The organism is Candidatus Cardinium hertigii (genome assembly GCF_003788695.1).
Map to the genome: position 1 here is coordinate 172,888 of NZ_RARA01000027.1, position 14,735 is coordinate 187,622.

A 14,735-nucleotide genomic window follows, 5' to 3' on the forward strand; every position below is an offset into this window, starting at 1 on the left:
CGCCTTGCCAGCTTTCCAAATCCATTGAGTAACCGTAGGAGCGAGATTTGATTTTCGGTTTTTTCCCTTTCTTTTCAGCAGTTTTTTCACCAGCGCTTGATTTTTTTTGGCTACTTTTTTTGATCAAGCAAAAAAAGTAGCTTTAACGAATACTTTCTATTTTCTATTCAAAATTTCTTCACAAATATACTGCATTTCTGTTAACCACTTTGAGCAGATATTATTTTTTTTCCCCCATGGAATATAGAACGAAAGCGTTTCTTTGGCTATGCGTTGTTGATCTGCCCATTCACGCGCATATAAAGTTTGAGTATTGTGGAGCCTATCAGCTAATTTAACCTGTATAACACGGATGTTAACACATTGGCTCAGCATATTTTTGTTTTCCATATCACTGAATTTCCAAGGATAACCATTTGTATGGTAATGGGTAACCCTATCTACAATATAGGCAACTTCAGGGCCATACATGAGATCTATTTGGGTTAAGGTTACCGGTGTATCTTCTACTATATCATGCAACAAACCAGCTAGAATGGTAGATGGATCTTTGGTAACATCTAGCAGTATCTTAGCTACTGCCATAGGATGCGTATAATAAGGCGCTCCCGATTTACGTATCATAAGACCATGCGCATTTTTAATAAAAGCAATGGTTTTTTCCACTATTTCTTGCGTCAAATTGGTTTCTGCTGTAAGCAAGTCTACTAACGTTCTTTCTTGTGCTAAGCTTTCGGTTGTTTCGCTTACCTTATTAGCAGCCAAATCGGTAGAATGGTAGTGAGGCCGTTGCAATAGACAATTAAATTTAATCATAAATAATCCACTTTCCCCTCATTGAAAAAATGGTTAAGTTAACATGAGTTTTCGGTGTTTAATTTTTTAGAATTATTACTAATGTATAGTTATGGCAATCCAAACAAGTGGTCAATTAAGTTTAGCAGATATTTCAGCAAGTAAACGTAAATGTAAACATACCTTTTTTGATCAAATCACTAAAATAATTGATTGGTCAACAATTGAAAAAGAACTTCGCATTTATTATGCTAAAGGCCTACGCTTATCTGGCAAACCTGCCTATAGTCCCCTACTTTTATTTAAAATGCTTTTACTTCAGACATGGTATGGACTGAGTGACTATCAAGTAGAAGAAGAAGTAAACGACCGTATAACTTTTAGCCTATTTTGTGGTATTTCAATGGACAGTTCGGTTCCGGATCATAGTGTATTAAGCAGNACTTTACTAATGCTTTCCAGGGTAAATTGTGCTCTGTCAAAAAGTGAAGTAACCAAAACTTCTCTTTTGCCATTGGATAACATAAACGCTACGACTCTTACTTTCTGGCTGATAGNTTTTAAAAATTTTATGCGGAATGTCGGATATTGGCAGTACGTATGGGTCCATTTATGCAACACCTCTCTATGCCAGAAACGATAGGAGGCCGTTGCAATAGACAATTAAATTTAATCATAAATAATCCACTTTCCCCTCATTGAAAAAATGGTTAATTTAACATGAGTTTTCGGTGTTTAATTTTTTAGAATTATTACTAATGTATAGNTGGACAGTTCGGTTCCGGATCATAGTGTATTAAGCAGATTTAGGACTATGCTTACAAAGAAGAAGGCACTAGAGAGGTTATTAAATATAATTAATGATCAGCTATCTGCCCATGGGGTACTGGTTAAAAATGGCTCAGCTGCTATTGATGCTTCAATAACTCCTACTCCCAGATGTCCTAAATGGAAAAAAAGTTATGATCTTCATGCAGATGGCAGTATAACCGTATCTGAAAGTTATCAAAAAGGAGTAGATCCAGAAGCAAGTTGGACTAAAAAAGGTCCTAAGCTATATTATGGCTATAAGCGGCATATACTTGTAGAAAGTAAAGAAGGATTAGTGCTAGCCGTCAGTACCACAAAAGCATCTAGTCATGATAGCGGTCATTTAGAAGACTTATTAAATAAAGTAAACTTACCGCCCGGTAGCAGGGTATATGCAGATAAGGGCTATAGCGGTTCGCCTAATGAAACGTTATTAAAGAAAAAAAAGTTAAAATCAGCTATTCAGAAGAAGGCTACTAAGCATAATCCTTTATCAGCTACCGCTAAGCGGTTTAATAAATTAGTAGCCAAGACTCGTTATAAGGTAGAACGTGTATTTGGTAGTATAAAAAGTTGGTTCCGCAGTTCGGGAGCCCGCTATATAGGTATTGATAAAATGCATACACAACATCTTATGGAAGCAATAGCTTATAACTTATACAGGTCCCCAAATATCATTTTAAGAGGTTGCTAGGGGAATGGTCTATCCAAAATGAACTAAAAGCATCTAAAACCGACATTCCGCACAAAAACGCAATAAAAATCATTATTTATTTTGTTCAGTAGTAGTATTTTTCCACAAAAAAAATAATTATATTACCTATTGCGTTTAAACTGTTCATCTGTAGTTATATATATGCAAATACATCCATCGAATATATTAGGCAGTAAAATATTAGACCATCTAGGTCTAGTAGCAGCTACGATAGATCAACTAGGTATAGCTCATGCCATAGATAAGCGTCTTCCCCTTACANATAATGTTGTTTGATAAACTTTACTGAAGTATAACCACGATCATAGATACATAATAATTTATCTTGTTTTAATGCACGCATTTGCTGAACCATTTCAGGGAGTTGTTCTTCTGCTAATGTGCGTTCTCCTATATTCCAAGGTACAAGCCGAGCATTACAAATCAGAGATGTAGATAAATCAACAAATAGTGAAACCCTGGCTAAAGGGGGCACAATTCCGTTTGTGCCATTTGGTTTAAAAAGACCAAACTCCGATATGATTTCGGGTGAAGCAGGTAAACGAAGGGAGGCCGTTGCAATAGACAATTAAATTTAATCATAAATAATCCACTTTCCCCTCATTGAAAAAATGGTTAATTTAACATGAGTTTTCNNCAATAATTCTTTAAATCCAGTATGAGAAAGTTTATACCTTGCTTTGGAAAAAGCTTGCTTGGATGGAGGAATTTTGTACGTTAACGGTTCCATAAGTTCACACTCTATGCCTAAACTTCGTTTAACTAGCTTTAAATATAGTGGAAAATACTATTGGAAAAGTAAGTTTCCTTCTGCGCGTGAACATATGGCGGCCTTTGGAATGGATAGTCTGAAATATGGCTGAATACAATTTATCTTTAATTTCCGAAATAAAATTTTCCCCTAAAAACTCTTGCATAAAAAAATGTATCATACACTTTTTTATGAAATAATAAAAAAAGAATTTATTCGCTAAATAAGAAGCAATGTAGAAAATGTAAAAAAAATATCCTATTCTAATTGGTTATCAATAATAGTTAAACCTTAAGTTGACGCCATTGTCCGTTCACCTGCGTGACAGCCATATTTTATAGATTATAGCAAATGGTTAATATTTAATAAATAATGATTTTATCCATAAAAATCAAGCACTGGTGAACAAAGCTGTTGAAAATTTCAGGATACAAGCTGAAAATCAGAACTCGCCCTCTACGGTTACTCAATGGATTTGGGAAGCTGGCAAGGCGCGCGAGGCTGAAGTGCACGCAGCATGGTACCCACTATGCAAGTTCGCCCCATGATGTATATGCATACATCATGGGGACCCCAAGTACACTGAATCTCGAAGCGGAACAGGGGCCCCGCCAGATGATATATCTGGTGGGGTAAAGCGCAGCCAGCTTTTCAAAAACGAAGAGTAGGCTCAAACAGGCTGATTTGCTACCAGCTTGCAGCCTGAAATTTTCAATAGCTTTGTTCAAGGCGCGTTTTTATGATCTTGCATTATTGTACTATTGCTAGGTACGAACGTTGAACGAATACACTTAGGCCATACGCCTGAACGGATACGTTTATTTTTACTTATATTGCGGCTGCATTGTTGTTCCTTTCATAAAGGGAGCACATACATGCTATCCCAAGTTTTGCGTTAGTTAGTTGGGTAAAGTTTTGGGGTGGTATGGATGTGATTAAATTTCTTTTTGATCCATTTGATCCATAAATTGGAATCATTGGGGTGCGGTAATGTTACAGCAAATGGCACTCGTAGAATTTTTTATAAAACATTTTTTAATATGATGATATCATGAATAATTATAGATATACCAAATTAACTAAATGGTTAGTAGTAGCCATTTTACTGGCTTCTTGTCAGTCCAACAAACAGCAGGTCGGGCCTAGTACAAGTAGGTGTGAATCCCCCTTGCCTAAAAAAACCAAGCTTAATTTGGATTCGGATGCATCAACAAGTAAAATGCAAGAACAAGAGGAAGGTTTTGACTTAAATAAATTTGCAGCATTCCCAGAGCTTATACAAAAAGAAATAATCAGAAAACTGCCTGCAAAAGTTTTATTAGAAAAACTACTACCTAGATTTACTGCTGTTATTCAAAAAGCTTATTGCAAGGGACAGCCTTATCTAATCCAGGATACGATTTCAAAAGAAGATGTGAATTTGATAAAAAAGGTTGGTATAACGCATATTCGTTATATACTACCTGAAAATGATAATAAAGATGAAAATAAAAAAAAGATATATAACCTATTAAATGCCTTAGCTAAGTCGCTGCTTCCTTCATTGGAACAAATTGAATTAAAGAATGAAAATGGAAGTTATATTACGGAAGTAGATTTATCTAATAAATATCGATGCTATGCTGAAATTTCCTTATTGTCTAAAGTTGCTCATTTAGACGGAGTAAATCTAACTGATTGCCATATTGGACGGTATGGTGTAAATCAATTAATAAAAAGCAACTTAAATGATTTACGTAAACTTGATATCCAAAATAATCGCATTAGAGATGCGAACGTAATAGCGAATCTGTTAAAAAAGTATACAAACCTTGAGAGGCTGAATCTAGCTGAAAATGGATTTCGCTTTTCAGCCTCAGACGAAGCAGAAGCAGCATTGGGTCAGCTATCTAAGCTTAAAAAGCTTAAAATAAATAGTGGCGTATATGATTATAGTGAGTATAACTTATCTTCTGAAGGAGAGGACCAACCTTTTCTTGATGAACATGATATTATTAGTCATAACGCAGTTTTTAATCAAGTAGAAACTTCTAGTATAAAAACATTAGCTCAGCTGCCTAATTTACAGTGGCTGTATATAACATGTCCTTTTGATTCTGTTATAGATGATTCTAATCTAGATGATTTAGTTAAATTAACCAATCTCAAGAAGCTTAGGCTATGTGCTGATTCAATTATTGATTATCCTGATAATTATACTAATCACGATAGGACTTTAATTATGCAATTAACTAAACTTACCAATCTGAAATATTTGTGGTTAGATACTTCTGGCTATGATATTCGTGAAGACAAAATGGAAGCTTTACAAGCTGCACTTCCAAATGTACAAGTCATTAATGTAGACCATTTTGAAGATCTTAATGAAGATGATTATGATTTTTCCGATGAAGATGCGTACGATTTTTTTAAGCCGACATGATGGATGGTAGCGCTAAACAGATGGTTGCAAATTATAATAAATGATACTGAGGTTTGTTATATCTCTTTGGCCATCAGCCATAGCACAATACGTATCCGTTTAGTGGTGTGGCCTATGCGGTATCCGTTCACTCATGTGGCCTATACGTATCTGTGTTCACACCAATTAGAAATAACGCAATAATACTAGATCGTAAAAAATGCGCCTTGAACAAAGCTGTGATTAGAAAATTTCAGTCTGAAAGCTGGTAGAAAATCAACTTGTTTAAGCCCAAGGCTGCAAGCCTGGGCGAGTTCTGATTTTCAGCTTTCAGACTGAACTTTTCAACAGCTTTGTTCACCAGCGCTTGATTTTTTTTGGCTACTCGTATCTTTTTTGATCAAGCAAAAAAAGTAGCTTTAAAATAAGTAGTTTTTAAAAAAAATGGATAAAATTATCAATAATCTATAAAATATGGCTATCACGCAAGTGAACGGACAATGGCGTCAACTTAAGGTTTAACTATTATTGATAACCAAGTAGAATAGGATATTTTTTTACATTTGCTACATTGCTTCTTATTTAGCGAATAAATTCTTTTTTTATTATTTCATAAAAAAGTGTATGATACATTTTTTTATGCAAGAGTTTTTAGGGGAAAATTTTATTTCGGAAATTAAAGATAAATTGTATTCAGCCATATTTCAGACTATCCATTCCAAAGGCGGCCATATGTTCACACGCAGAAGGAAACTTACTTTTCCAATAGTATTTTCCACTATTTTAAAGCTAGTTAAGCGAAGTTTAGGCATANNGATAAGTGCAGAACTAGAGAATTTTTCTGGTATATATTTAGAAGCTGTATTACAGGAATTTTGGGCTCATTTAGTAATGTGTAATTTATTGGCACTGCATATGTATGATGCTAAAGGTCCCTGGAAACCAGAGCAAATAAATGAGTATCGTTTGAATTTTTCAGTTTTGTTTGGTGTGATGCGTCAAAAAATGCATCAAGTGCTGATTGGGAAGTGCTCAACTAAAAGCTTTCAGAAACTCTTTGATAGAGTGTGCATACGAGCTAAAGTGAAAATCCGACCCGGGCGATTATATAGTCGTGACAAGGTGAATAAACCTAAACGGCATCATGTCTTTAGGAGGGTCTGCTAATCATGAATTCACTTAAGTTGACGCCATTGACTGAACGGGTACATATTTTTGTATGCTATATTTTTTTACTTTTTTTTCGATGTATTCCCTATTTCTCTCTGTAATATATATTGAGGTATATTTTTCTTTTTAAGTATATGGGAAAAGAGTTCATCTGCCACTCTCGTACTACCTTTTTTTAAAGCTATATCTAGTGCTGTATGTCCAGATTGATTTTTAATGTCAATGTCTATATCTTTATGATTCAATAATACCTTAACTACTTCTACACGATCATATAATGCAGCAAAATGCAAAGCTGTATCAACCCAAAAATCATCAGTATTAGGGAGATCATCGTCAAAATCATAATATCCAATTGTCTGGTTAGGATTAATATCTGAATTTTCCAATAACACTTGCATCACCTTCTCATGGCCATATATCGCAGCTATATGCAATACTCCAATTCTGCCCTCAAAATTATCATATCTGCTTTTATATTTATATTCTACATAGTCTGTATCTTTATCTTCATATTCATATTCAATACCATTAACTTCATCATCAAGGTCCATATGGCCATGGTTTAAGAGTACGTGCACCGATTTCCAATAGCCACACCTTACGGCATAACATAATGGTGTCATTAACTTAAAGGGTTCATTCTCAAAATACTCTTCAAAATTGGCCTCTATATCATACTTTAACAACACTTGAATCAGCTCCCAATTATCAACTTCTACAGCGTCCTGTAATAATTTTATACACATCTCATCTTGACTATCTCCATAATACTTTCTAATAGCATGATCCATATCTGAATTTTCCAATAATGTTTGAATGGTTAAAAAATGCATTTTTTTTATGACTAAATCACCGTCTGCTGCAGCTTTCCATAAAGTTTTACACACTCCTGCATGGATATTTGGATTTATACTTGGATGCTCCAATAACAGTTGAACAACGCCCCAATCACTTTTTCTTATGGCTAGTAGCAGCGGTATTCTATCATCATAACCAGCATTTGGATCTATATTGGGTTGTTCCAATAACAATTGAACAATTTCCGACCTATTCCAAAATATAGCATCAAATAAAGGAGAACGACCCAATTCTGTTTTAGCGTTTACACTTTCTGGTTCCCTTTCTAATAATGCTTTGACACAAAGTATATGTCCTTGATAAATGGCCCAATGCAAAGGAGTCATAGACATAGGAATATGTTCTTTATAAATGGCCCGATGCAAACGAGTCGTAGATATAAGAATTCCATAATCACCGTTTACACTTATAACTTCACGATCAGATAGCTCTAAGCCTTCATTCGGGCAAGATGCACAACATTTTCGTATCTTACTAGAAGGTGCTCCTACCATAGATTGCTGTGTAACCTGATACAATTGCTGACTAGATGCTTGCTTATTAGGTAATATATTTTGCTGCTGTTGCGTACAACTGCACATATAAATAAAAGCTAAACTATAAAAAGCAAAAAATGATAATTTATTGTTGGGAAATCTTGTAGTTGTTGTGGACATTATTTACTATATTAAGTATTAAGTTAGCTATGTATGGCGTGTAATGGAACGTCTACTTAAGGTACTTGCCAAAATTAAGCAATTTTATGTATAAAATCCAAATAAATACCTCAAAAATAGAGCACAACTTTTCCCCTTACCATTAGCCCTCTTGTATAGTAATTTTTAAACTCTTTTTGATAAGTTTCAGTTAATTACAGTTTGTGCTACCAATTGCATCAGCCCCTTAACGGCTGACATACATGGTCATTCTTCTTCGGATGAAGATCCTTCTTTTATAGAATAGACAATTTAAAATATGCATAGAAGCAATACGCGACTTTTTCTATAATGGTGTTTGTGGTATGCTTGTTATTGTAGGAGTAGACATATTGGAGCAAGCATTTTCTTCGCTCAAAGGTTCTTAAATTGAAGAGCTAGGCCTTATGTGTTCCGAATTAGGCCATAAGCTTGAGGTGGTATCCACTGCTCTAGAGGGAACGGCTGTTCGTAGGTTACAGTTAAGTGGATATAATAACAATGAAATCGGAGACTCATTATATAAAACCTTCGTTTTACTGAAACATACAGCAATTGAAGAATTAGATTTTACATCGCCATATATGGATGAGGAGGATGCTTCTTTAAATGATTGGAACCCAGATTCTATCCGTCGTGTATTTTTTAAATTAAATGGAACAAAGGTACGCAAAGTTAAATTCGATAAGGAGTACTATCCAGGACTAGTGGATGCGTTTAATACAAAAGTTGCCTATCCAAATGATACCATATGTTATGAAAATGGATTGCAGCGCGTATGCATGCGTACTATTATACAATCCATGCCAGACCCAAAGCATATACAAAAATTGCCTGTTTCTAACAAACTAAAAGAGGCTATCAGAACATATGCAGCTGATATGCCTGGTCTACATATATATGTGATAGATGAATAGATGAATATATATGAGGCCGTTGCAATAGACAATTAAGCTTTGTCATAAATAATCCACTTTCCCATTATTGAGAAAATCGTTAATTTAAATTGCGTTTTTAGTGTTTATTTTTTTAGAATTATTTATTTAGGTGTATAGTTATGGCAATTCAATCAAGTGGAGGCCGTTGTAACAGATCGACAGCTTCACTTGGTTAACTCATTCAGAAATATTAAATTCATTTAGATTTATATAAGTATAAGTATTTATGTAAATCAAATTGTTAATGTAACTATTATGGCTATTTCAAAATTTTTAGATCCTAAAAATGATATTGCATTTCGCAGAATATTTGGTAGTGAAAAGAATAAGGATATTCTTATTCATTTTATTAATGACATATTGGAGTTAAAAGGAACAGATATCATCAAAGAAGTAACTTTTCTATCTCCGATTCAAGACCCAGAGATTGCCTCTAAAAAACAAAGTATAGTAGATGTTTTGTGTAAAAACGAAGATGGCACACAGATTATAGTAGAGATGCAGGTATCCCCGCAAGAGGGCTTTGAGAAGCGTGCTCAGTATTATGCAGCTAAAGCTTACTCCCGTCAGCTAAATAGAGGCAAAAAAGAAGGCGCAAGATATGTTGATCTAAAAGCAGTAATATTTATAGCTATTATCGATAATATTATATTTAAAGATAAGATTTTTTACAAGTCAGATCATATTATTTTAGATAGAGATAGCTATGCCCATGATTTAAAAGATTTTTCTTTTACGTTTATAGAACTGCCTAAGTTTAAAATTACGGATATAAGTTTACTTACCAATTTGCTTGAAAAATGGTGTTATTTCTTTAAGCATGCAGATGAAACCAGTGAGGCTGATTTACAAAAAATTATAGGATCTGATGCAGTAATAGAACGCGCTTATGAGGAATTAAATCAGTATAACTGGACAGAATTGGAACTGTTGACCTATGATCAAGAGATAAAACGTATCATGGATAATAGGGCTGTTGAAGATTATAAGAATAAACAATTCAAACAAGAAATGATGGAAGCTGAAGCTAGAGCGGTAGAAGCTGAAGCTAGAGCGGTAGAAGCTGAAGCTAGAGCGGTAGAAGCTGAAACTAGAGCAGTAGAAGCTAAAGCTAGGGGAGGAGCTAGGGGAGAAGCTGAGGCTATAAGAACAGTAGCCAAAAAAATGTTAAAAAAGTATAAGCCCATAGATGAAATCGTTGAATTTACTGGTTTATCTAAGAAGGAATTAGAAAGTTTATAATTTTTTAGTCCCAGCATGTGGGCATCCGTTCAGCCGATTGGACGTATCCGTTCAGTCATGTGACCTATATGTATCTGTTCTGTTTAGTCCTAGCATGTCATGCATGTAGGCGGATACATAAAAAGCTTTTACAAAACACCATTAACAATAATATTCTTGTAAGAAGCGCCCTATGCTGCTCATAGGATAGCAAAGGAAAAGCAAGCGTATCCGTTCAGCGGTGTGGCCTATACGTATCCGTAGCAAAAAAAGGTACTCTATTAACCCTAAAACGGTTGCTAAATGGAAAAAACGTTCTACCGTATGGATTTGGAAAGCTGGCAAGGCGAAGTTATCCCCAATTGATCATAGGTTAGCTTAAATCCCTCATAAACCCAGCTGTCTAGCCGTCAGTACCACAAAAGTATCTAGTCATTATAGATTCATTTAGAGGACTTATTAGATAAGTTAAAGTTAAAACTAGGTAGCAGGGCATATGCAGCTAAGGGCTATAGCGGCTTACCTAATGAAACGCTATAATATCAAAAATGGAAAAAATAACACTGGGAAAATAGAAAAAATGATACTGTCCGACCTGTTGCAAAGGTCTCATTTTATAATATTATACCTAAATCTGAAATGAAAGCATAGCAGGAATTGTATGTGTATTATTGAAGTAACAAACGTATCTAGATCTTTTACATACCCCACCAATAAGGGATGGAATTTTTTCATGCGTAATACTTTTACAGAAAAGAAAGCAGTAGATAATGTAAGCTTTAAAATTAATTGTGGTGAAATTGTGGGATATATTGGCCCAAATGGTGCTGGTAAATCTACCACAATAAAGATGCTAATAGGTGTATTGAAACCATCATTAGGTAGCGTGTATGTTGCAGGAAGAGATCCATTTGTATATAGACAGGACAATGCTATGCAAATTGGTGTGCTTTTTGGCCAAAGGACTCAATTGTGGTGGGATTTGCCATTGATTGATACATTAAATCTACATTGCCATATGTACCGTTTATCAAAAGAAACTTACCTATATCAAGTTGAATGGCTTTCTGAGGTGCTTGAACTTCAGAATATAATAAAAGTTCCTATTCGACAATTGTCCTTTGGTCAAAGAATGCGTTGTGAACTTGCTGTTACATTATTGCATAAACCTTCTATTTTATACTTGGATGAGCCGACCATTGGCATGGATGTTATAGTAAAATCAAGCATAAGAGATTATTTGCTAAAAATAAACAAACATGATAACATTACTATTTTACTGACCTCTCATGACCTAGTTGAAATAGAAAATATTTGTAATCGCATTATGGTAATCAACGATGGGAAATTGCTTTTTGACGGTACCATTAATAAATTACGTGAAGAATATATGCCGAATATACTGGTAACCCTAAAATATGAAGGTACTATTGAAAATAGTATGATGCATCGTCTAAATAACTATACTGAAGTAGCTCAACGGCACATAACGTTTAATATTAATAAACAAAAGGAAGGATTGTCGATTATATCAGATTTGTATCGTTATTGTAATATAATTGATCTTCAAATAACTGAATCACCAATAGAAGATATCATAAAAGAATTATATAAAAGGACCTAAATGATGTATTTTATTGCATTAATTAAAAATATTTTTTTTAAAAAATGGGCCTATAAATTTAATTTCTTTTTAGAAGGTATAGAAGTAATAATTAGCTTATTAGTACAATTATTGGTATGGGTAAGTTTGTTTAATTCAGTTGGTAATAAAGCAGTTACTGGGTATAATATATCTGACTTGATTACATATACTATCGTCTCTCGTATAGCAGGAATGGTTACCAACATAAAATTATCCTTACATTTTGCTGATGCTATTCAATCTGGAGATATTGCATTAAGCCTTATTAGACCATATTCACCACGTTTAATATTTATTATTAATAGTATTGGAAATACTTTTTGTAATGCAGTTACTGCTGGAATACCAACCATATTAGTATTCGTTTTTTTCTTATCTGATGTACAGCTTCCAGCGTCAAGAATCTATCTTATATTTTTTCTAATATCTTTATTATTAGGATTGGCTATATGTATATCGATAGAATTATTATCTGGCGTTTTAGCATTTTGGAAAGTGCCAGGTGACTTTATGGAATGGTATTTCTCCATTTTCTTTGTGTTATTATCTGGTTCGGTAATACCCTTATGGTTTTTCCCTCAGTGGTTACTTATAATTGCCAAGGTGCTTCCTTTTCAAGCTGTATTTTTTATCCCAGCCCAACTATATATGGGAAAATTTTCAATTATTGAATCAGCATATGCGCTACTAATCCAGTTGGGTTGGATTGCTTTACTTTTAACTTTTCATGAGATGCTATGGAGACGGGGTATCAGAAATCTAACCATATTAGGCGGTTGATTGGGTTAATTTCTTGGTATATAATGCTTTACGGTAAGGTAATATATATGAATTATAAATCAAGATTAAAGTACCATGGAAAAAAAGAATTTTTTCATACATTGGGTATGTTTTTAAGCTATGGCGCTGATATATTCGTAATTTGGATGTCAATGGGTTTATTTAAATCCCTAGGAGGTTTTAACTTTTCAGAGGTAATGTTCTTATTTAGTATAGAGCTACTTGCTTATTCTTTAACCAATAGTGTTGTTTGGTTTGTAAGTGACACCTATAACTTAATTGTACGTGGTACGTTAGATGGGTTCTTAACTAAACCTGTAAATCCATTTGTATTAATTTCAGCTAAATACTATGAAATAGGTTACTTAGGCCAATTTGCCGTATCAATAACGCTGTTATATTTGTCCTTAAAAAATCTAGCTATTACATGGGGTTCCTTTGAGTGGATTCTGTATATAGTATTATTGCTTAATTCTACTTTCATCTATATCGGTTTTACTACCATACCAGCTCTACTAGCCTTTTGGTGGGGAAATACAGAAAAGTTGACTAGTATTTTCAGGTGGTCTTTTAAACAAGTAATTCAATATCCAATCAGTATATATCCTCAACCCATTAGGGTTATACTCACTGTAATATTACCTTATGCGCTTATCAATTACTATCCATCCTTAGTCCTCTTAAAAAAAACTAAACTTTTACTATCTATTTGGATAGTATCACTGCTCCTAGCAGTAGGATTTTCTCTACTATTAATAATTAGAATTATGTGGTATAAAGGACTTAAGGCATATGAAAGCTCAGGAGGCTGATGATTTGTATCCGTTCACTTACATGGTAGCCATATTTTATAGATTATTGATGATTTTATTCATTTTTTTAAAACTACTTATTTTAAAGCTACTTTTTTTGCTTGATCAAAAAAAGTAGCCAAAAAAAATCAAGCGCTGGTGAACAAAGCCGTTGAAAATTTCAGTCTGAAAGCTGAAAATCAAAACTCGCCCTCTACGGTTACTCAATGGATTTGGGAAGCTGGCAAGGCGCGCGAGGGTGAAGCGCACGCAGCATAGTAGAAACTATGCGAGTACGCTGAATCCCGAAGCGGAACGCAGCCAGCTTTTCAAAGACGAAGAGTAAGCTTACTCAATGGATTTGGAAAGCTCGTAAGGCGCGCGAGGGTGAAGCGCACGCAGCATAGTAGAAACTATGCGAGTACGCTGAATCCCGAAGCGGAACGCAGCCAGCTTTTCAAAGACGAAGAGTAGGCTCAAACAAGTTGATTTTCTACTACCTTTCAGTCTGAAAATTTTCTAGTCACAGCTTTGTTCAAGGCGCGTTTTCTATAAACTTACATTATTGCACTATTTCTAAATACAAACGTGAACAAATACGCATAGGCCACACCACTGAACGGATACTAAAAATTAGCTTTAATCTAAAAAACATGGCTGCTACGCCAGTGAACGGATATTAAAATATAGCTGCCACGCAAGTGAGCAGATACTAAAATATAGCATAAACAAAAATGGAAAAAAAGTATTTTACCATTCGAGAGGTAGCGCGACGCTTTGCTGTAGCGCCTTCCCTAATACGTTTTTGGGAAAAAGAATTTAGTGGTATTTTACAGCCCACTAAGAATAGTACAGGCGCTAGAAGGTACAAAGAAGAAGATATCACTCAGTTGCGTTACATCTATACTTTAGTTAAAGAAAATGGATATAGTTTAGCAGGCGCCCGTAAGATGATACAGAAACGGACTGGTACTTCCATAACGCCAGCAGAGGTATTTGAACGATTATATGCATTACGAGCTTTCTTGGTTACCTTAAAGGAGTCCATTGGTTAGCTTCAAGTGTGTTATTATATGTCTATTGCAACAGCCACAATTAAGTAATTATATTACTTAATTGTGGAAAATTACTACTACTGAATAAAATAAATAATGGTTTTTATTACTTTACCCCCTAGATGTGT

11 protein-coding genes and 5 pseudogenes are annotated in these 14,735 nt (G+C 34.5%); 12 read left to right on the forward strand and 4 right to left on the reverse strand.

The window, feature by feature from the left end; all coding sequences use genetic code 11:
- Positions 1 to 156 precede the first annotated feature (156 nt).
- The gene (locus EDM02_RS05270; RefSeq protein ID WP_123662178.1) at positions 157 to 816 is read right to left on the reverse strand and encodes an HD domain-containing protein; all 660 of its coding nucleotides are present in this window, start codon (positions 814 to 816) and stop codon (positions 157 to 159) included.
- A 91-nt stretch (positions 817 to 907) separates the two neighbouring features.
- On the opposite strand from EDM02_RS05270, the gene EDM02_RS06175 reads away from it, so the two are divergent.
- The 3 genes and pseudogenes from EDM02_RS06175 to EDM02_RS05285 all read left to right on the forward strand — a co-directional run bounded on the left by EDM02_RS06175 (position 908) and on the right by EDM02_RS05285 (position 2,596).
- Positions 908 to 1,438: a transposase gene (locus tag EDM02_RS06175; protein ID WP_420886344.1), complete on the forward strand. Its 531-nt coding sequence runs from the start codon at positions 908 to 910 to the stop codon at positions 1,436 to 1,438.
- Between the two features lie 126 nt (positions 1,439 to 1,564).
- A pseudogene (locus EDM02_RS05280) lies at positions 1,565 to 2,299 on the forward strand (IS5 family transposase); the annotation flags it as partial.
- Positions 2,300 to 2,461: 162 nt separating this feature from the next.
- Positions 2,462 to 2,596 carry a DUF4277 domain-containing protein gene (locus tag EDM02_RS05285; protein ID WP_123663668.1) on the forward strand — a complete coding sequence of 45 codons (135 nt, stop codon included), beginning with the start codon at positions 2,462 to 2,464 and terminating at the stop codon, positions 2,594 to 2,596.
- Here EDM02_RS05285 and EDM02_RS06180 read toward each other — a convergent pair.
- Together EDM02_RS06180 and EDM02_RS06185 are read right to left on the reverse strand one after the other, a co-directional pair.
- Positions 2,583 to 2,870: pseudogene (locus EDM02_RS06180) on the reverse strand (IS4-like element ISWosp8 family transposase); the annotation flags it as partial. The gene EDM02_RS05285 and the pseudogene EDM02_RS06180 overlap by 14 nt on opposite strands.
- An 83-nt stretch (positions 2,871 to 2,953) precedes the next feature.
- Positions 2,954 to 3,237, reverse strand: a pseudogene (locus tag EDM02_RS06185) (IS4-like element ISWosp8 family transposase); the annotation flags it as partial.
- A gap of 885 nt (positions 3,238 to 4,122) precedes the next feature.
- On the opposite strand from EDM02_RS06185, the gene EDM02_RS05295 reads away from it, so the two are divergent.
- On the forward strand, positions 4,123 to 5,493 hold the full coding sequence (locus tag EDM02_RS05295) for a leucine-rich repeat domain-containing protein (protein ID WP_123663672.1): 1,371 nt from the start codon (positions 4,123 to 4,125) through the stop codon (positions 5,491 to 5,493).
- A 789-nt stretch (positions 5,494 to 6,282) separates the two neighbouring features.
- A pseudogene (locus tag EDM02_RS06060) lies at positions 6,283 to 6,639 on the forward strand (IS4-like element ISWosp8 family transposase); the annotation flags it as partial.
- A 65-nt stretch (positions 6,640 to 6,704) separates the two neighbouring features.
- Here EDM02_RS06060 and EDM02_RS05305 read toward each other — a convergent pair.
- Positions 6,705 to 8,084: an ankyrin repeat domain-containing protein gene (locus tag EDM02_RS05305; RefSeq protein ID WP_184891097.1), complete on the reverse strand. Its 1,380-nt coding sequence runs from the start codon at positions 8,082 to 8,084 to the stop codon at positions 6,705 to 6,707.
- Between the two features lie 500 nt (positions 8,085 to 8,584).
- On the opposite strand from EDM02_RS05305, the gene EDM02_RS05310 reads away from it, so the two are divergent.
- The 7 genes and pseudogenes from EDM02_RS05310 (at position 8,585) to EDM02_RS05340 (ending at position 14,607) form a co-directional block, all read left to right on the forward strand.
- Positions 8,585 to 9,094, forward strand: a complete 510-nt coding sequence (locus EDM02_RS05310; RefSeq protein ID WP_123663675.1) for a hypothetical protein — start codon at positions 8,585 to 8,587, stop codon at positions 9,092 to 9,094.
- Between the two features lie 276 nt (positions 9,095 to 9,370).
- Positions 9,371 to 10,357 (forward strand): Rpn family recombination-promoting nuclease/putative transposase, encoded by a 987-nt coding sequence (locus EDM02_RS05315; RefSeq protein ID WP_123663677.1) that lies wholly within the window; start codon positions 9,371 to 9,373, stop codon positions 10,355 to 10,357.
- A 382-nt stretch (positions 10,358 to 10,739) separates the two neighbouring features.
- A pseudogene (locus EDM02_RS05320) lies at positions 10,740 to 10,873 on the forward strand (IS5-like element ISCca3 family transposase); the annotation flags it as partial.
- A gap of 196 nt (positions 10,874 to 11,069) precedes the next feature.
- A complete protein-coding gene (locus EDM02_RS05325) occupies positions 11,070 to 11,960 on the forward strand; it encodes an ABC transporter ATP-binding protein (protein WP_184891163.1) in 891 nt (296 codons plus the stop codon).
- Positions 11,961 to 12,761, forward strand: a complete 801-nt coding sequence (locus EDM02_RS05330; protein WP_123663682.1) for an ABC transporter permease — start codon at positions 11,961 to 11,963, stop codon at positions 12,759 to 12,761.
- 47 nt (positions 12,762 to 12,808) lie between these two features.
- Entirely contained in the window at positions 12,809 to 13,573 is a 765-nt protein-coding gene (locus tag EDM02_RS05335; RefSeq protein WP_184891164.1) for an ABC transporter permease, read from the forward strand.
- Positions 13,574 to 14,286: 713 nt separating this feature from the next.
- Positions 14,287 to 14,607 (forward strand): MerR family transcriptional regulator, encoded by a 321-nt coding sequence (locus EDM02_RS05340; protein WP_123663685.1) that lies wholly within the window; start codon positions 14,287 to 14,289, stop codon positions 14,605 to 14,607.
- The last annotated feature ends 128 nt before the right edge of the window (positions 14,608 to 14,735 follow it).